Genomic DNA, 23,521 nt, shown 5'->3' on the forward strand with positions numbered 1-23,521 from the left:
TGTGACGAGCCAACTAGATTTCACTGCCCGGAAAATTGCGATTCTCGGAGGAGGGCCCGGCGGCTATGAGGCCGCCCTGGTGGCCGCTTCCCTCGGTGCGGACGTAACCATTGTCGAGCGGCAGGGACTGGGCGGCTCAGCGGTGCTTACCGACGTCGTGCCCTCCAAGACCCTGATCGCCACCGCGGATGTGATGACCCGCCTGACCGCCGCACGGAACCTGGGCGTGGAGTTCGGCGATGTTTCCTCGCCGGTCTATGCGGACCTGAAGGTGGTCAACCACCGCCTGCTGGCCCTGGCCAAGGAGCAGTCCAACGACATCCGCCGCACCCTGGAGCGTGTGGGCGTCAAGGTGATGATCGGTGACGGACGCCTGCTGGACAACACCACCATCGAGGTGACGGCCGACGACGGATCGGTGGACACGGTCAAGGCCGAGGCGCTGCTTATTGCCACGGGCGCGAACCCGCGTGAGCTGGACACCTCCATGCCGGACGGTGAGCGCATCTTCACCTGGAAGCAGATCTACAACCTCACCGAGGTTCCCGAACACCTGATCGTCATCGGCTCCGGTGTCACCGGCGCCGAGTTTGCTTCCGCCTACAACGGCCTGGGCACCAAGGTTACGCTCATCTCCAGCCGGGACCGCGTGCTCCCTGGCGAAGACGCCGATGCCGCCGTCGTGCTCGAGGACGTGTTCCAGGCCCGCGGCATGACGGTGCTGGGCCGCTCCCGCGCCGATTCCGTGAAGAACACCGGCGACGGCGTGCTGGTCACTCTGTCCGACGGCCGCACCGTGGAAGGCAGCCACTGCCTGGTGGCTGTGGGCGCCATCCCCAACACCGCCGGGATCGGTCTGGAGGAAGCCGGCGTCCAGTTGGATGACCGCGGACAGATCAAGGTCGACGGCGTCTCCCGCACCACCGCGCCCAACGTGTACGCCGCCGGCGACTGCACCGGCGTGTTCAACCTTGCCTCCGTGGCAGCCATGCAGGGACGCATTGCCGTGGCCCACCTCATGGGCGACGGCGTGAAGCCGCTGAAGTTGAAGTCCGTGGCCTCGAACATCTTCACCTCTCCGGAAATCGCCTCGGTGGGTGTTACTGAAGCCGACGTGGCCGAGGGCCGCTACCAGGGCGATGTCATCAAGCTGTCCCTGCACACCAACGCACGGGCAAAGATGATGGACGTCAAGGAAGGCTTCGTGAAGATCATTTCCCGCAAGGGCTCCGGCACCGTGATCGGCGGAGTTGTTGTTGGGCCGCGCGCGTCCGAGCTGATTTTCCCCATCGCCATTGCCGTCAGCCAGAAGCTGCATGTGGATGACCTGGCAAACACCTTCACGGTTTACCCGTCGCTGACGGGCTCCATCTCGGAGGCAGCGCGGCGCCTGCACGTGCACATGTAAGGCTTTGCCCTTTCGCCCAACCCGCGTCCGGCGGTGAGCAATGCGCCGCCGGACGCGGGTTTTTTGCTGCCCGGAATATGACATCGACTGAAACAATGTCCATTATTTGGACATATATCTCAGATAACGGACGCTTTCTCCTACGATGTGGATACTTCACTTCCTCTTGCGAAAGACTCCCAATGTCTACTACGAATCCTTCTGCGGCCGCGGCGCCGGCCAAGGCCAACTCGAAGAGCCGGGTGATCGTTGCCAGCCTGATCGGCACGTCCATCGAGTTCTACGATTTCTACGTCTACGCCACCGCTGCCGTCCTCGTATTCCCCCGGCTCTTCTTCCCGAATGCCGAGGGTGCCACCGCCCTGCTGAGTTCCTTCGCCGTCTTTGGCGTGGCGTTTATCGCCCGCCCGCTCGGATCGATTGTTTTCGGGCATTTCGGTGACAAGGTAGGCCGCAAGGGGACCCTGGTGGCTTCGCTGCTGACCATGGGCATCGCCACCTTCCTGATCGGCTGCCTGCCCACTGCGGAACTGTCCGGTTGGAGTTTCTGGGCACCGGCCCTGCTGGTGGTCATGCGCTTCGCCCAGGGCTTGGCCCTCGGTGGCGAATGGAGCGGTGCAGCCCTGCTGGCCACCGAAAACGCACCGGCCAACAAGCGAGCCGTCTGGGGCACTTTCCCGCAGCTGGGCGCGCCCATCGGCTTCATCCTGGCCAACGGACTGTTCCTGTTGCTGAGCTTCCAGCTGACCGCGGACCAGTTCGACTCCTGGGGCTGGCGGGTGCCGTTCCTGGCCAGCGCCGTCATGGTGATCATCGGCCTGTATGTCCGGTTGAAGCTGGTAGAGACCCCGGCCTTCCAGAAGGCCGTGGATACGGGCAACGTAACCAAGCTGCCGCTGGGCCGGGTCTTCCGCTTCAGCTGGCGCCAGATGATCGCCGGCACCTTCATCATGCTGGCCACCTACGTCCTGTTCTACCTGATGACCACCTTCACCCTGACCTACGGCACCGCAGCGAAGACCGAGGAAGCGGCTCGCGCGGCGGCGGAAAAGGCCGGGAAGGTCTTCGATCCCGAGGCGTTCTCGGCAGGTCTGGGCTACGCCCGCAATGACTTCCTGATCATGCTGATCGTGGGTGTGGTGTTCTTCGGCATCTTCACCCTGGTGGCCGGACCGCTGGCGGAGAAGTACGGCCGCCGCAAGACGCTGCTGGCGGTCACCGCAGGTATTTTCGTCTTCGGATTTACCTTTGCCCCGCTGTTTGCCGGGGGCACGGTGGGTGTGATGGCGCTGCTGATCATCGGCTTCACCCTGATGGGCCTGACCTTCGGGCCGATGGGTGCCATGCTGCCTGAGCTGTTCCCGACCAACGTCCGCTACACCGGTTCCGCCATCGCCTACAACGTCTCCTCGATCCTCGGAGCGGCTGTGGCACCGTTTATCGCCGTCGCCCTGTGGCAGGCAGCCGACGGCAGCCCGTGGCTGGTGGGTGTCTACCTCAGCTCCATGGCTGTCCTGACGCTGATCGCCCTGTTCGTCACCAAGGAGACGCGCGACGTCGACTACGAGAACAACTCCAGCGAGGCCGTGAAGGTTCTCTAACCCGGAGCCTGCACGACAAGGCACGACAAGCGAGACCAGCAAAACAGGGCCAGGCCCGGTTCCCCGGCTGACGGGGGCCGGGCCTTGCCTGTTTTTCCGGACGGTCCTCCGCGGACCGGGTCAGGCAGTTCGGACCCCTGGACGCGGATGGTCCCGGTCCAAACTGGCCCGCCCAGGAAGACGCTAGTCCAGGATGCTCGCGATGACGGCGCCGGCGGAAACAGTGGCACCCGGGACAGCGGTAAGGCCGCTGACGGTGCCGGACTTGTGCGCGGTCAGCGGCTGTTCCATCTTCATGGCTTCCAGGACCACCACCAGGTCGCCTTCGCGGACGGCAGTACCGTCTTCGACCGCCACCTTGACGATGGTGCCCTGCATGGGCGAGGTCAGGTCGTCACCGGTGGCGGCCGCTGAGGCCCCGCCGCGCGAACGCTTCCGGCCCTTGCCGTTGCCGCCGTTGCGGGTGCCGTTGGACGGCGCGCTGTTTCCGGATCCGCCCAGCCCGGCAGGCAGCACAACCTCCAGCCGCTTGCCGCCGACCTCCACGGTCACGCGGCGGCGCTCGTCGTCGTCGTTGGCCAGGCCGGCTTCACCGCTCCAGGCCGGCAGCGAATTCACGAACTCTGTCTCGATCCAGCGGGTGTGCACGCCGAAACGCTCGTCGCTGCTGAAGGCAGGGTCCGCCACCACGGCCCGGTGGAAAGGCAGGACGGTGGGCAGCCCGGCGACGTCGATCTCCGCCAGTGCACGGCGGGCACGCTGCAGTGCCTGGGTTCGGGTGGCGCCGGTGACAACCAGCTTCGCGAGCATGGAATCGAAGTTCCCGCCTACGGTCTCGCCGGCCTCGATGCCCGAATCCACCCGGACTCCGGGCCCGGTGGGCAGCTTGAAAGCTGACACGGTGCCGGGAGCGGGCATGAAGTTGCGGCCCGGGTCTTCGCCGTTGATGCGGAACTCGAAGGAGTGCCCGCGGATTTCCGGGTCGTCGTAGCCCAGGGCCTCGCCCCGGGCGATGCGGAACTGCTCGCGGACCAGGTCGAGCCCGGTGACTTCCTCGGAAACGGGGTGCTCCACCTGCAGGCGGGTGTTCACCTCCAGGAAGGAGATGGTGCCGTCTTTGCCCACCAGGAATTCACAGGTGCCCGCACCCTGGTAGCCGGCTTCGCGGAGGATGGCCTTGGAGGCGGAGTACAGGCTGGCGGTCTGCTCCTCGGTAAGGAACGGCGCCGGGGCCTCCTCCACCAGCTTCTGGTTGCGGCGCTGCAGCGAGCAGTCACGGGTGGAGACGACGACGACGTTGCCGTGGGCGTCGGCCAGGCACTGGGTCTCCACATGCCGCGGAGCGTCGAGGAAACGCTCGATAAAGCATTCACCGCGGCCGAAGGCGGCAGTGGCCTCCCGGACGGCGGACTCGAACATTTCAGGGATCTCTTCGCGGGTGCGCGCCACCTTGATGCCGCGTCCGCCGCCGCCGAAGGCCGCCTTGATGGCCAGCGGAAGTCCGTGCCGGTCGGCGAAATCCAGTACGTCCTGGGCCGTATCGACCGGATCCTGGGTGCCCGGAACCAGCGGGGCGCCAACCTTGGCTGCAATATGGCGGGCCTGGACCTTGTCGCCCAGGGCGGAGATGGCGCTGGGGGAGGGGCCGATCCAGACGAGGCCGGCGTCGATGACGCGCCGGGCAAACTCTGCGTTCTCAGAGAGGAAGCCGTAGCCCGGGTGGATGGCGTCAGCGCCTGAACGGGCGGCGGCGTCGAGGATCTTGTCCATGTCGAGGTAGGACTCGGCGGCGGTGCTGCCGCCCAGTGCATAGGCCTCGTCGGCCAGGCGTACGTGCAGGGCATCGCGGTCCGGCTCGGCATAAACGGCAACTGCGGCGATGCCTTCGTCGCGCGCTGCACGGATTACCCGGACGGCAATTTCACCGCGGTTGGCAATGAGGATCTTGGTGAGTGCCTTTGCGGGGGTCGCAGGCGCGGGGGTGTTCTGGCTCATTGATGCACTGGCTCCTTTTGATCTGTTCGGAGCCTAGCGCGGTTTTGTGGTCTCGGGCCATAATGCGTGCTGTTTCTGCGTGGGAGGGGCACGTTCGTTGTGGGATTTCTACAAAGCGGGAGGCGCCCAGTGGAGACTGGCGGTGGGGCGGGCTGGGGGTCGGTCCTCCTGGGCCGTGGGGACGCCGCCAACCGGGGCCGGCAGAATCGGGCGGGGCTCCCGCCTTCTGCTGGCTTGCTCCGGCAGGGGCGCCGATCCTGAACCAACTTATCTGCGGAACGGTGACTATTCCTCCTGAGGTGGCGGTCTCGGAGTAGTTGTGTACGGTGGGCGTTCAAGACCTTCCATACTGCAGCGGCCACGGTGGCATGGCTGCATGAGATATCCGAGCCCTTTGCCTCTGTCCCTTCAAGCAAAACCTTTTACGTTGTCCGCCGCCAAAGCCCTCAACATCACGCCGGATCGGCTCCGCTCATCGGACCTGAGGACGCCCAGCCGTTCCGTCCGTGTACCGTCGGGTGGCCAGTTCACCTTGGCTGACAGGTGCCGGCCGTACACGGAGTTGTTGCCGGACGCCGTCGTAAGCCACGCAACGGCCGCACAGTTACACGGCATGGTGCTACCGCGGCGGTTGGCCGAGGAAGCCGTCATCCATCTGAGTCGGCCTCCGGGCAGGAGCCAGGCCCGGCGACGTCACATAATCGGACACCGCTTGGTGCTCCACCGCGACGAGATCACCGTTCTAGCGGGACTGCCAGTCACCACCATCGCCCGTACTTGGCTGGACCTTGCGGGCATGCTCACGCTGGAGGAGCTGATCATCCTGGGTGACCAAGTGGTGAGCGAGCATCGTCGCAGTTTCGGCCCCCGCAGAGTGGCCCGTGTTTCCCTTCCGGACCTGAAGGTTTTCATCCAAAAGAAGTCCGGAGTTGCGCATCTGTCCAAGTGTCGGACGGCATTGGGGTATCTCCGGGTTGGGGTGGACTCGCCGCCCGAAACCCGCTTGCGGCTGATGCTCGGGGAAGATCCGCGCCTGCCGGAGTTTGTTCCCAATATGGCCATTTGCGATGTGGACGGAACACCGCAGGTATGGGTCGACCTGGGCTGCCGCGAGTTCCGGACCTGTTTGGAGTATGACGGTGCCCACCACCTGACGCCTGAACAACAGGCGAAGGACCATCACCGGGACCTTCTGACGGCCGAGCTGGGCTGGGTCCAGGTGAAGATCAGCCGGGGCGATCTGATGCAAGGCGCAGGCTGGGTGCAGGCAAAAGTGCGCCGGGGACTGACGCTGGCGGGGTGGACGCCTCCTTTGTAAGCCTCAAGGGGTCGACATCGGTCGGGGACCGTACTGCCCGGCATCGACTGAGCAGCTGACGGGGTATTAGGGCTCGGGGAAGCCCGGGATGTGCTCAGTAGACGGGGAAGCGGGTCGGGAAGCCCGGGATGTGCTCAGTAGACCGGAAACCGGCCAGGCAACCCCCGGGCTACTTCCAAAGGTCGATGATCCGCACGTCGGCGCTGGCCAGCAGGTGGCGCAGGGTGGAAACCGACAGGCCGACGACGGCGTGCGGGTCCCCGACGACGCGCTCGATGAATGCCCCGCCCAGGGAATCGATGGTGAAGGACCCGGCCACCTGCAGCGGCTCGCCCGTGGCGATGTAGGCCTCGATCTCCTCGTCGGCCAGCTTGGCAAAGTGCACCTCGGCCGAACTCACCGCACCGAGGGTCGCGCCGGAACCTCCCTCGTCGGTGTCGCGGCAGTCCACCAGCCAGTGCCCGGTGTGCAGGACCCCGGAGGAGCCGCTCATCCGGCGGATCCGGGCGCGGGCGACGTCGGCCTCCCACGGCTTGCCGTGCGCCTCGCCGTCGAACTCGAACACCGAATCGCAGCCGATCACCAGGGCGCCCTCCGCTTCGGGGAGGGCAGCTACGGCCTCGGCCTTGGCCCGGGCCAGCAGCAGGGCGGTGTCATGGGGATCGGTCAGGCCGTAGCGGGCAGTGACGGCGTCTTCGTCGACGTCGGATACCAGGACCGTGTGGGCGATGCCGGCGTCGGTCAGCAGCTTGGTGCGGGCGGGCGAGGCGGAAGCGAGGATGAGGCTTGGGGTGGTCACGCCTCCAAGCCTAGTGCTCGCCCGGGGCTGTCAGGAAACCAAACCGGGGCTGCCAGGAAACCAAACCGGGCCAGGAAACCCAAAACGCCGGGCCGCCCCCGAAGGGACGGCCCGGCGATGGGGAAGCGGGGTGACCTTCAGCTCGGTCCCCGGTGGAGGGTCAGCTCCGGGTGTCGGCGAGGACCGGAGCTTCAACCTGCTCGGAATCGTCGGCGAAGGGATCGCCCTGCCGCTTGGCGTTGTACAGCTCGGCGTCGAGCAGCCCGTTGCGCTTGGCCACGATGGTGGGAACCAGGGTCTGTCCGGCAACGTTGACCGCGGTGCGGCCCATGTCCAGGATCGGATCGATAGCCAGCAGCAGTCCCACGCCGGCCAGCGGCAGGCCGAGGGTGGACAGCGTCAGGGTCAGCATCACGACGGCTCCGGTGGTGCCGGCCGTCGCGGCCGAGCCCAGGACGGAAACCAGGGCGATCAGCAGGTAGTCGGTGAAGCTGAGGTCAATGCCGAAGAACTGGGCCACGAAGATGGCCGAGACGGCCGGGTAGATCGAGGCGCAGCCGTCCATCTTGGTGGTGGCGCCCAGCGGAACGGCGAACGAGGCATAGGCGCGGGGGACGCCCAGGTTGCGCTCGGTAACCCGCTGCGTCAGCGGCAGCGTTCCCACGGAGGAGCGGGAGACGAAGGCCAGCTGGATGGCGGGCCATGCTCCGGAGAACCACTGGCGGATGGACAGGCCGTGCACCTTGGCCAGCACGGGGTAGACGCCGAACAGCACCAGGAACAGTCCGATGTAGATGGTCAGGGCGAACATGCCGAGGGAACCGATGGTGTCCCAGCCGTACGTCGCCACCGCGTTGCCGATCAGGCCGACGGTGCCGAGCGGTGCCAGGCGGATGATCCACCAGAGCACCTTCTGGATGACGGCCAGGGCGGAGGCATTCAGGGCCAGGAACGGCTCAGCGGCTTTGCCGACCTTTAGGGCGGCGATGCCTACGGCAATCGCAATCACCAGGATCTGCAGGACGTTGAAGCTGACACTCGTGGTCACGGCTCCGGACTCGGCCACCTTGGAGCTGGCGCCCAGGCCCAGGAAGTTCCCCGGGATCAGTCCGGTCAGGAAGCCGACCCAGCTACCCTGGGAGCCGGTGTATTCGCTGCCTTCGACGTCGGCGTTGCTGCCGGGCTGGAGCAGGACGCCGAGCAGGATGCCGATGACGACGCTGATCAGTGCCGTGATGGCGAACCAGAGGAGGGTCTGCCAGGCCAGCCGGGCGGCGTTGGAAACGGCCCGCAGGTTGGCGATTGAGCTGACCACTGCGGTGAAGATCAGCGGGACAACGGCCGCCTTGAGCAGTGAGACATAGCTGCTGCCGATGGTGCTCAGCGTTGTGGTGAGCCAGTTCGGCTCATCGTCGACGGTGCCCATCGACTTGGCAAGGAGGCCCAGAGCAAGGCCCACCACGAGGGCGGCGATGATCTGGGGTCCAAACGAGGTCACCCATTTGGGCAACCGCCGGGACGGGGATTCGGGGGAGGAGGTCTGTGAGGTCACGGAAAGACTCTAGTGGGTTGCCAATATCAGACCGGCGTCAAAGTTGCGAAATATTACGTCCGTCGAAATCCCCTACCGGAGGGTGTGGGCACACGAAACGCCGCAACTGTGCCGGGAAACGCCAAAGGCCCGGGATATTCCCCGGGCCTTTGTGACTAATGTCCCTTTGTTGTTACTCGCCCAGCAGCGCGCGGCGCAGGGTGTCCAGGCCTACCGAGCCGAGCTGCAGTGCCCGGGTGTGGAAGGACTTTTCATCAAAGGCGTCACCTTCACGGTTGCGCACCTCGTCGCGGATCTGCTCCCAGAGGCGCTGGCCCAGCTTGTAGGAGGGAGCCTGGCCCGGCCATCCGAGGTAGCGGGTGAACTCGAAATTGAGCTGGCCTTCGCTGATGGAGATGTTCTCCCGGAGGAACTCGTAGCCCTTCTCCGCGGTCCAGGTACCTTCGCCCCAGCGCTCGGGCACTTCCAGCTCCAGGTGCACGCCGATGTCGAAGACCACGCGGGCGGCACGCATCCGCTGCGCGTCAAGCATGCCCATCTTGTCGCCCGGATCGCTGAGGTAGCCGAGTTCGTCCATCAGCCGCTCCGCGTAGAGTGCCCAGCCTTCGCCGTGTCCGGAGACCCAGCAGACGTTGCGCCGCCAGTCGTTGAGCAGCCCGCGGGCCGCCGTCGCCGTCGCGATCTGCAGGTGGTGCCCCGGTACGCCCTCGTGGTAGACGGTGGTGGTTTCCTGCCAGGTGGTGAAGGTGTCTTCGCCTGCCGGGACGGACCACCACATGCGACCGGGACGGGAGAAGTCGTCGCTGGGCCCGGTGTAGTAGATGCCGCCTTCCTGGGTGGGGGCGATCATGCACTCGATCCTGCGCATGGGGCCGGTGAAGTCGAAGTGTGAGCCGGCCAGGTCGGCCACGGCGCGGTCGGCCAGGTCCTGCATCCAGGCCTGCAGTTCCTCGGTGCCGTGCAGCTGCCGTTCCGGATCCTCGTTGAGGATCTGCATGGCTTCCTGCACGCTGGCCCCGGGGCGGATCTGTTCGGCAACCGCCTCCTGCTCGGCAATGATGCGGTCCAGTTCCTCCACGCCCCACTGGTAGGTCTCGGCCAGGTCCACGGCGGCGCCGAGGAACTGCCGGGACATCAAGGCATACCGTTCGGCGCCGACGGCGTCCTTTTCAGGGGCAGCGGGAAGAAGCTCCGCTTCGAGGAACGCGGCCAGTCCCAGATAGGCCCGGCGCGCGGATTCGGCGCCGGCGCGCAGGTCGGCCAGCAGGGCTTCGGGCAGTTCCCCGCCGTCGGGCAGTGCAGCGTTGGCGGCGAGGGCATCAAAGAACCCGCCGTCCTCGGCGTACGCGGAAGCCTGCTCGATGACGATCTTCACCTGGCGGCGGGCCGGGACGAGGGAGCGTTCCAGTCCGCTGCGGAGGCTCGTGATGTAGCCGGCGACGGCGTCGTCGACGTTGTGCAGCCGCCCCGCAATGTGGTGCCAGTGCTCCTCGGTGTCCGTGGGCATCAGGTCGAAGATGCTGCGGATGCCCTGGGCCGGGGAAGCGATGTTGTTCAGGTCCGCCAGGTTCCAGCCGGACTCGTGGATTTCCAGGTCCAGGCCGAGGCGCTCGTGCATGGCGTCCAGGGTTACGCGGTCAACGTCGTCCGCCGGCTCCAGGCCGTCCAGGCGGCTGAGCGTTTCCCGGATGGCTTCGGCGAAGGACTCCAGGCCGGCGGGTGAATAGTCGCCGTATTCGGTTTCCCGCCCGGGGATGCCCAGGGAGGTGGCGAAGGACGGATCCAGCTGCAGGAGGGTGGCTGTGTACGCATCGGCAACGGCGTCGATGGCGGTGGGCTGGCGCGTGGGTGCGCTTCCCGCAGTGGACATGGACTCGGAAGATGATGTCTGTTGGGTCACAAACGTAGCCTAACCGCACTTCCGGCCCGCCGGCCTAATTGCGCTTAACGCAAAGCGGTCAGCGGAAACTGCGCCGCCACGAACCCGGCCCCGGGGCGGGTGCCAGGCTCAGCATCCGGCGCCGGGCCCAGAGGCGGTGCGCCGGACGGGGTGCCGGCAGCGGCGCCTCATGCGCCCCCAGACCGGCGACGACGGCGGCCAGCGCCGCGAGCTCCTCGTCGGTGGGATTGCCGGACACCACCGAGAGCAGCGGTTCAACGGCGCCGGATGCTTCCGGGGACAGGCCCTCGGTGCTCACAGCGGCATGTTCCCGTGCTTCTTGGCGGGCAGGGCGGCACGCTTCTCGCGCAGGGCCCGCAGCCCGCGGATCAGCTGCAGCCGGGTCTGGGACGGTGCAATCACCGCGTCCACGTACCCGAGCTCGGCGGCCTGGTACGGGTTGAGCAGTTCGTCTTCGTACTGCTCGATGTACTGCCGGCGCACCTCCTCGACGTCGGAACCGGCGTCGGCCGCTGCCTTGAGCGGACCGCGGTACAGGATGTTAACGGCACCCTGGGCGCCCATGACGCCGATCTGCGCGGTGGGCCAGGCAAGGTTGATATCCGCCCCAAGCTTCTTGGAGCCCATGACGATGTACGCGCCGCCGTACGCCTTGCGCGTGATCACGGTCAGCTTGGGGACGGTGGCCTCGGCGTAGGCGTACAGCAGCTTCGCACCGCGGCGGATGATGCCGTTGAACTCCTGGTCCTTGCCGGGCAGGAAGCCGGGAACATCCACGAAGGTCAGGATGGGGATGTTGAAGGCGTCGCAGTTCCGGACGAAGCGCGCGGCCTTCTCCGACGCGGCAATGTCCAGGGTGCCGGCGAACTGCATCGGCTGGTTGGCCACGATGCCCACGGTGTGCCCCTCCACCCGGCCGTACCCGATGATCACGTTGGGGGCGTACAGGGCCTGCATTTCCAGGAAGTGCCCGTCGTCGAGGACGTTCTCGATCACGGCCCGGATGTCGTAGGGCTGGTTGGCGGAATCGGGGATCAGCTCGTCCAGGGCCAGATCGGCGTCCGTGGTTTCCGGATCCTGGTCGAAAGCGGTCAGCGGAGCCTCGGCCAGGTTGTTGGAAGGCAGGAAGTCCAGGAGCTCGCGGACGAACTCGATGGCGTCCTCCTCGTCCGAGGCGAGGTAGGTGGAGGTGCCTGTGGTGGCATTGTGCTGGCGGGCCCCGCCCAGGGTTTCCATGTCCACATCCTCACCCGTGACCGTCTTGATGACGTCGGGGCCGGTGATGAACATGTGCGAGGTCTTGTCGACCATGACCACGTAGTCGGTGAGGGCGGGGGAGTAGGCCGCACCGCCGGCCGAGGGGCCCATGATCAGCGAGATCTGCGGCACGACGCCGGATGCGTGCACGTTGTTGCGGAAGATGTCCGCGAACATGGCCAGCGAGGCCACGCCTTCCTGGATGCGGGCGCCGCCGCCGTCCAGGATGCCGATGACCGGACATCCGTTGCGCAGGGCGAACTCCTGGACCTTGACGATCTTCTCGCCGTTGACCTGGCTGAGGGAGCCACCGTAAACGGTGAAGTCCTGGCTGTAAACGGCCACCGGGCGGCCGTCCACAGTGGCGTAGCCGGAGACCAGGCCGTCACCCAGGGGCTTCTTCTTTTCCATGCCGAAGGCGGTGGACCGGTGGACGGCCAGCGCGTCGAACTCCACAAAGGACCCGGCATCCACGAGCAGGTCGATGCGTTCGCGGGCGGTGTGCTTGCCGCGGGCATGCTGTTTCTCCACCGCAGCCTGGCCGGACGGCAGCTCTGCCTCCGCCTGGCGGCGCCGGAACTCGGCGATCTTGCCAGCGGTCGTGTGCAGATTCAGGTCCTGGTCGATGCTCAAGGAGGCCTCCGGGTGCCGGATCGGGTAGCCCCGGGCCTTCCAGTGCGAAGGACCGTGACGGGCGTTAAGTAGATTCCGCACAAAATTCCGTGCGGTTTACCCAGTCTAGTGAGCCGAACCACCGGGACTGAGTGTAGAAAACCTACAATTTCGCGTCCCGGTGCTTGGTTACAGCAGGCGCAGCTGCGCCCCGGAGACACGAAGTTACTGACGAGTAACATTGCCGTGACGTGCATTACTGTCGAGCTATGAGCACACCCAACAGCATCCCGGAAACGGCGTCCCGGTCACTGGCCGGACGCACCATCCTGATGTCCGGCGGAAGCCGCGGCATCGGACTCGCCATCGCCATGCGCGCGGCGAAAGACGGAGCCAACATTGCCATGTTGGCCAAAACGGCCGAGCCGCACCCGAAGCTGGAAGGCACCGTCTACACAGCTGCCGAACAGTTGGAAGCCGCCGGCGGAAAGGCCCTGCCGGTCATCGGCGACGTGCGCCGCGACGAAGACGTTGCCCGCGCAGTGGAAGCCACCGTCGACCGGTTCGGCGGGATCGACATCGTCCTGAACAACGCCTCGGCGATTGACCTCTCCGGCACCGACGCGGTGACCATGAAGAGCTATGACCTCATGGCGGACATCAACACCCGCGGGACATTCATGCTCTCCAAGTTCTCCCTGGACGCCCTGCGCCGGTCCGACAATCCGCACATCCTCACGCTCTCTCCGCCGCTGAACCTGGACCCCAAGTGGGCCGGCAACTACCTTGCCTACACCATGGCGAAGTACGGCATGTCCCTCACCACCCTCGGGCTGGCGGAAGAGCTGAAGAACGACGGCGTGTCCGTCAACTCCCTGTGGCCGGTCACCGGCATTGACACCGCGGCCATCCGCAACATGCCCGGAGGGGACAAGCTGGCAGCCGCCTCCCGCAGCGCGGACATCATGGCCGATGCCGCCCACGCCATCCTCACGCGCCCCAGCGGCCGGTCCACCGGCAACTTCTTCACGGACGAAGCCGTGCTCCGGGAAGAAGGCGTCACCGACTTCAGCCGTTACGCTCCGGGCGTGCCTGCGGACAAGCTGATGCCTGACTTCTTCCTCTGATCCTCAACGCGGCACCGGGCGCCCTGGAATGTCAGGGCGCCCGCGTAAGATCGGATGCATGCAACTGCACTACTCCAGCATGGAAAGACCGGCACTGGATCCGGCCCGCCTGAAGGCGGCACTGGTGTTTCCCGCCGGCCCGTTCGCCGCGCTGGAGGTAGTGAAGGAGACCGGTTCAACCAATACGGACCTGGCCGACGCCGCCCGGCTGCGCCCGTGGGAGGTCCCGGACCTGACGGTGCTTACCGCGGAACTGCAGAATGCCGGCCGCGGCCGGATGGACCGCAGCTGGGTGGCGCCCGAACGGTCCTCCCTGTTTGTCAGCGTCCTCCTCCGCCCCGTGAACCGGGACGGACGGCCGCTGCCCACTTCCTCCTACGGCTGGCTGTCCTTGCTGGCTGCCTTGGCGCTGGCCGAAAGCCTTGCCTCCCGCACCGGCGTCGACGCGGGCTTGAAGTGGCCCAACGACGTGATGGTGGACGGCCGGAAGCTTGCCGGGGTGCTGGCGCAGCTTGTTCCCTCCAGCGACGGCCTGCCTCCGGCCGTGGTGGTGGGGACCGGGCTGAACGTAAGCCTCACGGACGAAGACCTTCCGGTGCCCACGGCCACCAGCCTGCTGATGGAATATGCCTCCACCACGGACCGCAATGTCCTGCTCGAGGACTATCTCCTGGCGCTGGCCGATGCCTACCGTGCCTTCTGTTCCGTAGACGGCGACGCCGACGCGGTGCCCGAAGGGCAGCAGCAGTCGCTCCGGGAGCGGGTGGCCGCGAGGCTGACCACCCTGGGCCGGGATGTGCGCGCGGAAATGCCGGGCGGCGGCGAACTTACGGGGCGTGCGGTGGCGCTGGCGGAGACGGGGGCCTTGGTGATAGTCGATGGCCACGGCACCCCGCACACGGTCCATGCGGCGGACGTGGTGCATCTGCGTGCCGGACAGGCCTGAGAGCGTGGCCTTCCCGTTCCTGCCGACAGGCGGTGCACCGTGCGCCTGAGACTCTCTCCCGGAGAGCACATCATCACCGCCGGCCGCCCCCATGCCCGTTCCCTGTGGAAGCCGTTGCTGCTGGCGGGGGTGACCGGCGCCGTGTCCGGCTATGCCTACGGCTGGCTGGGCCGGGACACCCTTCCCGGGCAGCTGGCTGAATGGAGCCCGTACCTGCAGCCTGCCATTGCGGTTCTGGCCGTGCTGCTCCTGCTGCGCTACTGCGTGCCGCCGGTGCTGCGCTGGCTTGCCGGGCGGATCATCCTGACCGACCGCCGGCTGATCCAGCGCCAGGGCGTGCTGTTGAGGCGTGAGCACGAGATCTCCCTGGCTGCCATCTACCAGCTCGAAATCCGCCAGTCCGTGACGGACCGGATGCAGGGCAGCGGCACCTTGGTGCTGGACCTCGGCCACGGCCGGGTGATGCACTATCCGGCCGTTCCCGAAGTGCACCGTTTCCGGTCGATTGTGGTCTCGGCGATTGGACAGCTGCCGCTGACCGCAATGTTTGATGGTGTAGATATGGATTCAGACGGGGGATACGACTATGAAGGGAGGGACGATGACTGACGCCGGCCACAGCGAGTCCGGACCCGCGAGCCATCCCGAACCGATGACCCTGTCCATGCCGGCCGTACCGGCGCCGCGCCCCGACTTTTCGGCTGCCGACACCGGCACCGAAATCGACCGGGAGGACGTGCGCAGGCTGGAAGCCCAGCTGATCGGCGGACCCCGCACACTCAAGCGGCGTGAGGCTGCCGCCGAAGCGGGTGTATCCCTGCTCTCGGCCCGCAAGCTCTGGCGTGCCATGGGCTTCCCCAACCTCGACGACGACGCAGTCTTCTTCACCGAACAGGACCGCGAGGCGCTCAGCACCGTCATTGAACTGGTGCGCGACGAGCAGCTGACTGAGGAAGCAGCCATTTCCATCATGCGGTCGATCGGGCAGATGACGGACCGGATGGTGGTCTGGCAGGTGGAGGCCCTGGTTGAGGAAATGGTGTCCCGGCGCGGGATCACCGATGCCGAGGCCCGGAAAAACCTGGTCGCGGCCTTGCCGGACCTGATAGAACCCTTGGAGAAAACCCTTGTCTACGCCTGGAAGCGGCAGCTTAATGCTGCCATCCAGCGTCTGGCCCTGCGTGCCGAAGCGGGGCTCGCCAGCCACGACGGCAGCGCCTCCGACGATGCGCCGCTGCCCCTGGCCCGGGCTGTGGGCTTCGCCGACCTGGTCTCCTATACCAGCCTTTCCCGGCAGATGAACGAAAAAACCCTGGCCCAGATGGTGCAGCGGTTCGAGCACAAGTGCGCGGAGATCATCTCGGTGGGAGGCGGCCGCCTGGTGAAGACCATAGGCGACGAAGTCCTGTTCAACGCGGAAAGCCCCGAAGCCGGCGCCGAGATTTCCCTGGCCCTGGCAAAGGCTTTCACTGAGGACGAGCTGCTGCCGTCGGCACGGGTGTCGCTGGTCTGGGGAAGGGTCCTTTCGCGGCTGGGCGATATCTACGGACCCACGGTAAACCTGGCTTCCAGGCTCACGTCCCTTGCCGAGCCCGGAACGGTTCTGACCGACGCGTCCACGGCTGCGGCACTGAAGGACAACCCCGACTTTGTGCTGATCCCGCACCAGCCGCGCAATGTGCGCGGTTTCGGTGAAATCCATCCGGTGACCCTGGCCCGCGGTACCGGGCGCGGACTGGTGCTGGACTGACTCCCGGCACACGCCCCCCTGCCGCGGAAAGTGATGCATGTTACCTCGCCAGGAGATATGTGCAACACTATGCGGTGGAACTGCTGCGTCGCCCCGGTCATTGCCGGTAGGTGGCCCGGTTCCGCTGCAGGTCATCACCAGGGGGAAACATCGTGGCAGCGCATGGGGGAAAAGTACGTCTGCTGAGCCGTAAGCGGCGCAAGGCAGCTTCGGTAGGTTCGGCCGTGGCAGTAACGGCCGGACTGGTCACCGGGGCCTTGCTGTACCCGGGCTTCGCCAGCGCTGATGTTGACCTGAACGACGGCGGTGTGTGGGTGACCAACCGCACGCAGGGCATGGTGGGCCACCTCAATTACCCCTCCCGGCTGCTCGACGGCGGTTACACGGCCAACAGCGATCATTTCGACGTGCTGCAGAACGCGGGCACGGTCTTCAACCTCAACACGGACCAGTCCAAGGCCAGCCCGGTGGACGTTGCGAATGTTGCCCGCGGTGCCGAGGTCCAGCTCCCCGGCGCGGCTGAGTTTTCCTTCGGGGGCGACACGGTGGCCATCACGGATCCCGCGCAGGGCAGGGCATGGATCCTCCCGGCCAACGAGGTTGGATTCTTCAGCGATGCGGACAGCGAACCCGTGCTGGACGGCAACCCCGGGATCCTGGCTGCCGTTTCTTCGGACGGCCATGTGGTGGTGGCTGCACCCGAGGACCAGATGCTCTACACGTACGAAAAGGACGAGAACGGCAAATTCGGTGAGCCGGAGGGCCGTGAGGCGCCGGCGCTCAAGGACTTCAAGGACGCCCAGATCGCAGCCGTAGGGGACCGGGCCGTGGTGCTGAACCCGGAAACCGGTACCTTGCTCCTGCCGAATGGCGAAACGGTCAGTATCCCGGACGGGAAAACCGCCAAGCTCCAGCAGAGCGGCCCGGCCAGCGATTTCGTGGCGGTAGCCACGGCCAATGCCCTGATTCTGCAGCCCTTGGACGGCGGGAAGCCGGACATAACCGACGTGGACTCCGGCGGCGGCGCAGCCGCGCCGGTGCAGCTGGGCAGCTGTGTTTATGCAGCCTGGGCCGGTTCCGAGACCCATGTTCGGGAGTGCAGTAACGACTCGGAGGACGCCCGTGAAGAGATCCCCGGCCTCAGCCCGTCATCGGAGCTGGTATTCCGGGTCAACCGCGACGTGGTGGTGCTGAACGACGTCAACGGCGGCGGCGTATGGCTGGTGCTTGAAAACATGCAGCTCGTGGACAACTGGGGAGACGTTATTCCGCCCGAGCAGAGCAACGACGATGACGAAGAGGAAGCCGCGAGCGAGAACCCGGTCAACGCCCTGCCGGACCGGACCACGGACAACCGTGCCCCGGTGGCCTCGGACGATACCGTGGGAGCCCGTGCCGGACGGACCACCATTTTGCAGGTCCTGGAAAATGACAGCGACCCCGACGGTGACCTCCTGACTGCCTCCGTGGTGGGGGACATGCCCATGGTGGGCGGCGTGGAACCCATTTACAACGGTGCAGCCCTGCAGATCGTGGTCCCGCTCAATACCCCTGCGGGGACAGGAACCTTCACTTACCAGGTCAGTGACGGACGGGGCGGCACGGACACCGCCAGTGTGACCGTTCGCGTGGTGGGAACCGGGGAAAACACCCCGCCTGAACCTCGCCGGAACACGAAAATCCTGCTGGAACAGGGAAAGTCGGTCAGCCAAAACGTCCTTAATGACTGGAAAGATGCGGACGGGGACGACCTGGTCCTCATCAGCGCGGAGCCCACGGAAGATGGAGACCAGGTCCGTCCTGCCTCCGACGGCCTGCTGGACTTCCGGGACGTCGGGAAAACCCAGGGTGTCAAAGAAGTTGCCATCACGGTCTCCGACGGTACTGACGAAGTCAAGGGGACCGTCACCTACGACGTAAGGCCCTCGGGCGTTCTTCCCCCGGTGGCCAACTTCGACCACGTCACTACCACCGTGGACCAGCCCGTGCAGATTTTCCCGCTGAAGAATGACCTGGATCCGGCAGGGGGCCAGCTGACCCTCGCCAAGGCCGAGGGCGAAAAAGGCGTGGCGGTCACCCCGGACTACCAGACCGGGTCTATTGGGTTCATGCCAACCGAAGCGGGCACCTACTACATCGAATACCTGGTCACCAATGGGCCGCAGAGCGCCAGTGGACTGATTCGTGTCGATGCCAACCCGTCCGGCCGGGGAGGAGTCCCGGTGGCGGTGCGCGACGTCGCCCTCCTGCCCCGCGGCGAAAGTGTCCTGGTTGACGTCCTGGGCAATGACACGGATCCCACCGGCGGAATCCTGGTGGTGCAGTCTGTCCGCACTCCCGATGACGCGCCGGTGAACGTGGCAGTACTGGACCGGCATCTCCTGCAGATCCATGACACCCGCAGCCTGCGCCAGCAAATGACTATCGAGTACTCCGTCTCCAACGGCACTGCCGCCAAGACGGGTGAAGTGAACATTATTCCGGTGGAGCAGCCCGCCACCCTCCTGCCCCCGACCGCCGGCCCGGATGAAGCAGTGGTGCGGGTGGGCGACGTCGTCACCATCCCAGTGCTCGATAACGATTCCTCTCCCACCGGCGGTGAGCTGACGTTGAATCCGGTTCTTCCGCAGCCTGTTGACCCGCAGGACGGGCAAATGTTCGTCTCCGAAAACAAGCTGCGGTTCGTAGCCGGGCAAAGTGCAAAGACGGTGTATGCCATTTACGAGGTGTCCGATGAGACGGGCCAGAAGAACTCGGCGCAGGTTCGTATCAATATCCGGCCCCGTGACGACGAGAAGAACACACCCCCGGTGCCGGTGAACGTGGAGGGGCGGGTTGTCGCCGGATCCACCGTGCGTATCCCGATTCCGCTGGACGGGCTGGACGCGGACGGTGATTCCGTGGTGCTCAACGGAATCGGCAGCGCTCCCACCCGCGGTGCCGCCCTCGCCGGCCCGAATTACATCGACTACACCGCCCTGGCGCAGGCAGCAGGGACCGACTCCTTCACTTACACCGTCCGGGACCGTTTGGGCGTGGAAAACACCGGAACGGTCCAAGTGGGAATTGCACCCGCGGCACAGGCCAATCAGAAGCCTGTGGCAGTGGAGGATACCGTGACGCTGCGTCCCGGGCGGGCCCATGCCGTCTCTGTCCTGCGCAATGATTCCGACCCGGACGGTGACCCAATCTCGCTGAACACTGCAGCGGTCGCAGGAAGCGACCCGGCGCTGGAAACGCGCACCGACCTGTCCAGAGTGCTGCTGAAGTCGCCAAAGACCCCTGGCACGTACGGCGTCACCTACGCCGTTAAGGACAACAGGGGAGGGGTGGCATCGGGCAACGTGATGGTTTTTGTGGACGAAAATGCGCCCCTGCTGCCGCCCATGTCCAGGGATGACCTGGTAGACGCCTCCGAGACCCGGGACAAGAGTTTCGTGGAAGTTCCCGTGCTTGAAAATGACGAGGACCCGGACGGGCTGGCCGACGATATGTCCGTACGGATCTTGGGCGACTACCCCACCGCTTCGGTTTCCGGGGGGAAGGTTCGGGTGGACCTGACCAACGAGGCGCAGATCATTCCCTACACGGCCGAGGACCAGGACGGCGGCACCTCAAGCGCCATCATCTGGGTACCGGGTCTGAGCACGCAGTACCCCATGCTGCGTGAAGGGGAACCGTTGGAGGTCCAGGCCGGAAGCACCTTGGACCTGAACCTTAAGTCGCTTGTGGTGGTGCGTAACGGCCGCACTCCTCGAATCACCACCGCCGAACACGTCCGAGCCATTGGCACGAAGGACGGGGGAGCCCGGATCATGGGTGCCTCCTCCCTCCGATATGCCCCTGACCCCGACTATTCCGGTCTGGGATCGGTGACCTTCGAGGTGACCGACGGCGCCGGCCCCGAGGACCCTGAGGGGTTGAAGGCAACCCTGACCGTCCTCGTCAACGTGATTCCGCTGCCGGAGCAGAACTACCCGCCCACGATCAGTTCCGGGTCACTCGAAACGGCCAAGGGCGAGCCGGAAGTGATCCTCGACCTGGCTTCCCTTGCATCTGATCCGAACCCCGAGGATGCCAGCCGGCTGCGTTTCAAGCTGGCAGCGGACGTGCCGAACGGTTTTGAAGGTGCAATTGACGGCAGTCTCCTGAAGATCCGTGCATCTGACGACGCGGCTGTCGGAACTACAGGGGAACTGTGGGTTACCGTCTCCGACGGCCGCGGCGAACCGGTGCGGGGACGGGTGGACCTCACGGTTATTGCCTCCACGCGGGCATTGCCCGTAGCGGCCGACGACCTCGTTCCGGACGCAGTCCAGGGACGTCCCGTGACGGTCCCTGTACTGGAAAACGACTTCAACCCGTTCCAGGACCGTCCGCTTGAGATTGTCGAAGTGCGGTCTGACGCCAACGGCACCGCGGTCCTGCAGGGCTCGAATGTCGTGGTGACACCGGGATCGGAATTCGTGGGCAGCATGACCGTCCAGTACATCGTCCGGGACCGGACCGGCGAGGTGAGCCGCCGGGCCGCCGGCCAGATCCGGCTCACCGTACAGGGCAAGCCGAACGCTCCCTCCACACCCGTGGTCGAATCAACCCGCAGCCGCACCGTTGTGCTCGCGTGGAATCCGCCTGCCGCCAACGGCTCGCCGATTACCGGTTACACCGTCACGGCAGCCAACGGATTCAGCCAGGCCTGCCCGGCAACCACGTGCACGCTTACCGGGCTGACTAATAATGTGGAGTACGTTTTCAGGGTCACGGCGTCCAACGCCCACGGCACGTCCGCGCCGTCTCCCACCTCCGCCGTGGCGCGCCCGGACACCCAGCCGGGGCGCCCGGCACCGCCCACCTTGGTTTACGGTGACCGGGAGCTGAAGGTTGCCTGGAGTGCGCCGTCGAACGACGGCTCGCCCATCACCGGGTACGACCTGCAGATTTCCCCTGCCCCGCCGAACGGAGCGGTCCAGAAATCCGCACCGGCAGCGGGAGGCACCCTGGTGTGGTCCGGGTTGGATAACGGCACCAGTTACCGGGTGCGGATCCAGGCCCGGAACTCCGCTCCGGATCCCTCCGAATGGAGTGATTATTCGGCCCCCGAGCATCCCAACGGACTGCCGGGCGCACCAGGCGCACCGAGCACGTCCTCGGCACCAAGCGTGGGGAAAGAGTCCCAGCTGACCGTGGAATGGGGTGCCGCCCCCGGAAACGGGGCCGAAATCCTGGCGTATCAGGTGTACGAATACCAAGGCAGCAACCTCATTCGCACCATTCCGGCCGGCAGGGATACCCGGGTGACCATCACCGTCCCCAACTCGGAACAGGACTACTCCTATGCGGTCCAAGCGCAGAACCGATCAGGCTGGGGAGAGACGGGCCCGCAGTCCGCGCCCCGGCGTGCCCGGGGTATTCCTGACGGGCCGCCTGCTCCCGTCCTGGAGCCGGCGGAGACCGCTGGTGCCGGCCGGGCAGCCAAGGTCACCTTCCAAGAGCTGAACGCATCCCAGCGCAACGGTGCCAAAGCCGATGAAATTGCCTACGTGGCGGTCTTTTCCAACGGAACCCGGCAGCAGGTCCGAAGCGGGGACGTGGTGCGCGGGCTCTCCAACGGCGTTCCGGTCAGTGCCCAAATCATGGCAGTGGTGTCGGTCCCGGGGTCCACATATGACGGTCAGCCAGGGCCGGCATCCGGAGAGATCAGGCCCTACGGGGCGCCGGGCGCGCCCACGGTGACAGGGACCGACGGGAAACCGCTGGATCCCGGCGCCACGGTCACCTGGACGCCGCCGGATTCCCGCAGTTTCGACGTCTCCTATCTGGAGGCCCGCAAGGACGATGAGCCGTTTATCCCGGTCTTCTCCAACAGCACTGTCCTGGGCAAAAACAAGCTGAACGAGGTGCATTCGTTCGAGGTGCGTGCCGTCAATTCCAGGGGTGAGGCCGGAGCGCCGGTGAAAGTAACGGTGAACAGCGGCCGCTATTACGTCGGAACCGCGACTGCCCACACCTGCTGGCGCAGCCCGGACGACAATGTCAGCGGTGATTGCGGCATCTGGGGTGGCGTGGACCCAGGAGCAGAGGTCCAAGCGGAGTGCACCGGGGTGTGGAAGGGCGAGACCTGGCTGCGTGTGCCCGGACGCACGGGGCGGCCTGCGTACGTACTGAATCGGGACGTGGCTCCGCTCGAGGGCAACAATCTCAGCCAGATCGGGAATTGTCCGGCCACCTGGTAGCACCACGATTAACTACGAATCAAGCAACTGGAGATAAGAACAACATGGCAATGACCCAAGAACAGGCAGCATGGTTTGCGGAGACGTTTGAACGCCTCACGGCCAACGTGGGGCAGGCGGTGCTGGGAAAGACCGATGTCGTGCGCCTGGTGCTCACTGCCATGCTCGCCGAAGGCCACGTGCTGCTTGAGGATGCGCCCGGAACGGGCAAGACCATGCTGGCCCGGTCGCTGGCCGCGACCGTGCAGGGCTCGAACTCGCGCATCCAGTTCACTCCGGACCTGCTGCCGTCGGATGTCACCGGCATCACCATCTACGACCAGAAGACGCAGCAGTTCGAATTCCACCGGGGACCGATCTTCGCCAACATCGTGCTCGCTGACGAAATCAACCGCGCCTCGCCGAAAACCCAGTCCGCGCTGCTGGAAGTCATGGAGGAATCCCGGGTCACGGTGGACGGTGAAACGTACACCCAGGAGCGTCCGTTCATGGTTATCGCCACCCAGAACCCGATTGAGCAGGCAGGCACCTACCGGCTGCCCGAAGCCCAGTTGGACCGGTTCCTGATCAAAACCTCCATCGGCTACCCGGACCATGAAGCCACCCTGGAGTTGCTGTCGGGATCCTCCACCCGGGACCGGTCGCTGGCGCTGACACCGGTAATCACCACCACGGCCGTGCGGGACATGGCCGAACTCGGCACCACCGTCCACGTCGAACCCGCGGTGCTCGAATACATCTCGCACCTGGTATCCGCCACACGCACGGCGGCCGAAACCCGCCTCGGCGTCAGCGTCCGCGGCGCCCTGGCCATGGTCCGCGTGGCCAAGATCCGTGCCGCCTCCGAGGGGCGGAACTACGTACTGCCCGACGACGTCAAGGCACTTGCGCCGGCGGTCTGGACCCACCGGCTGGTGATGGACCCGGAAGCCGAGTTTGCCGGAGCCAGCCCCGAAGCCGTGCTGCTGTCCGTGCTGGCTGATGTGGCGGCACCCCAGCAGCGGGCCGGAGCGCAGGCCTGAT

General features: G+C 65.9%; 15 protein-coding genes. 9 read left to right on the forward strand and 6 right to left on the reverse strand.

The window, feature by feature from the left end:
- The first annotated feature begins 1 nt into the window (after position 1).
- Positions 2 to 1,408, forward strand: coding sequence for an NAD(P)H-quinone dehydrogenase (locus AC5RUF_RS09495; protein ID WP_493997875.1), 1,407 nt, complete (start codon positions 2 to 4; stop codon positions 1,406 to 1,408).
- A 182-nt stretch (positions 1,409 to 1,590) separates the two neighbouring features.
- Positions 1,591 to 3,009, forward strand: coding sequence for an MFS transporter (locus AC5RUF_RS09500; protein WP_493997874.1), 1,419 nt, complete (start codon positions 1,591 to 1,593; stop codon positions 3,007 to 3,009).
- Between the two features lie 183 nt (positions 3,010 to 3,192).
- Here AC5RUF_RS09500 and AC5RUF_RS09505 read toward each other — a convergent pair whose 3' ends face one another.
- On the reverse strand, positions 3,193 to 5,004 hold the full coding sequence (locus AC5RUF_RS09505) for an acetyl/propionyl/methylcrotonyl-CoA carboxylase subunit alpha (RefSeq protein WP_494130419.1): 1,812 nt from the start codon (positions 5,002 to 5,004) through the stop codon (positions 3,193 to 3,195).
- A 715-nt stretch (positions 5,005 to 5,719) separates the two neighbouring features.
- Here AC5RUF_RS09505 and AC5RUF_RS09510 point away from each other — a divergent pair.
- Entirely contained in the window at positions 5,720 to 6,322 is a 603-nt protein-coding gene (locus AC5RUF_RS09510; RefSeq protein ID WP_494130428.1) for an endonuclease domain-containing protein, read from the forward strand.
- A gap of 169 nt (positions 6,323 to 6,491) precedes the next feature.
- Here AC5RUF_RS09510 and AC5RUF_RS09515 read toward each other — a convergent pair whose 3' ends face one another.
- The 5 genes from AC5RUF_RS09515 to AC5RUF_RS09535 all read right to left on the reverse strand — a co-directional run bounded on the left by AC5RUF_RS09515 (position 6,492) and on the right by AC5RUF_RS09535 (position 12,463).
- Positions 6,492 to 7,121: a Maf family protein gene (locus AC5RUF_RS09515; RefSeq protein WP_494130420.1), complete on the reverse strand. Its 630-nt coding sequence runs from the start codon at positions 7,119 to 7,121 to the stop codon at positions 6,492 to 6,494.
- Positions 7,122 to 7,281: 160 nt separating this feature from the next.
- Positions 7,282 to 8,673 carry a dicarboxylate/amino acid:cation symporter gene (locus AC5RUF_RS09520; RefSeq protein WP_493997902.1) on the reverse strand — a complete coding sequence of 464 codons (1,392 nt, stop codon included), beginning with the start codon at positions 8,671 to 8,673 and terminating at the stop codon, positions 7,282 to 7,284.
- 172 nt (positions 8,674 to 8,845) lie between these two features.
- On the reverse strand, positions 8,846 to 10,543 hold the full coding sequence (locus tag AC5RUF_RS09525) for a DUF885 domain-containing protein (RefSeq protein ID WP_493997904.1): 1,698 nt from the start codon (positions 10,541 to 10,543) through the stop codon (positions 8,846 to 8,848).
- An 88-nt stretch (positions 10,544 to 10,631) separates the two neighbouring features.
- Positions 10,632 to 10,871 (reverse strand): acyl-CoA carboxylase subunit epsilon, encoded by a 240-nt coding sequence (locus AC5RUF_RS09530; protein ID WP_494130421.1) that lies wholly within the window; start codon positions 10,869 to 10,871, stop codon positions 10,632 to 10,634.
- A complete protein-coding gene (locus AC5RUF_RS09535) occupies positions 10,868 to 12,463 on the reverse strand; it encodes an acyl-CoA carboxylase subunit beta (protein ID WP_493996146.1) in 1,596 nt (531 codons plus the stop codon). The genes AC5RUF_RS09530 and AC5RUF_RS09535 overlap by 4 nt, the downstream gene beginning before the upstream one ends.
- Positions 12,464 to 12,711: 248 nt before the next feature.
- Between AC5RUF_RS09535 and AC5RUF_RS09540 the strand changes: the two genes are divergently transcribed.
- From AC5RUF_RS09540 to AC5RUF_RS09565, 6 genes are all read left to right on the forward strand, one after another.
- Positions 12,712 to 13,569, forward strand: a complete 858-nt coding sequence (locus AC5RUF_RS09540) for an SDR family oxidoreductase (RefSeq protein WP_493996147.1) — start codon at positions 12,712 to 12,714, stop codon at positions 13,567 to 13,569.
- Positions 13,570 to 13,627: 58 nt separating this feature from the next.
- Entirely contained in the window at positions 13,628 to 14,515 is an 888-nt protein-coding gene (locus AC5RUF_RS09545) for a biotin--[acetyl-CoA-carboxylase] ligase (protein ID WP_493996148.1), read from the forward strand.
- 39 nt (positions 14,516 to 14,554) lie between these two features.
- On the forward strand, positions 14,555 to 15,124 hold the full coding sequence (locus AC5RUF_RS09550; protein ID WP_493996149.1) for a PH domain-containing protein: 570 nt from the start codon (positions 14,555 to 14,557) through the stop codon (positions 15,122 to 15,124).
- Positions 15,117 to 16,265, forward strand: a complete 1,149-nt coding sequence (locus AC5RUF_RS09555; RefSeq protein ID WP_493996150.1) for an adenylate/guanylate cyclase domain-containing protein — start codon at positions 15,117 to 15,119, stop codon at positions 16,263 to 16,265. Before AC5RUF_RS09550 ends, AC5RUF_RS09555 begins: the two co-directional genes overlap by 8 nt.
- Positions 16,266 to 16,489: 224 nt before the next feature.
- Entirely contained in the window at positions 16,490 to 22,498 is a 6,009-nt protein-coding gene (locus AC5RUF_RS09560) for an Ig-like domain-containing protein (protein ID WP_494130422.1), read from the forward strand.
- 44 nt (positions 22,499 to 22,542) lie between these two features.
- Positions 22,543 to 23,520 (forward strand): AAA family ATPase, encoded by a 978-nt coding sequence (locus tag AC5RUF_RS09565; protein WP_493996152.1) that lies wholly within the window; start codon positions 22,543 to 22,545, stop codon positions 23,518 to 23,520.
- The last annotated feature ends 1 nt before the right edge of the window (position 23,521 follow it).

The sequence above is a fragment of the Arthrobacter sp. Y3224198 genome, assembly GCF_059090025.1.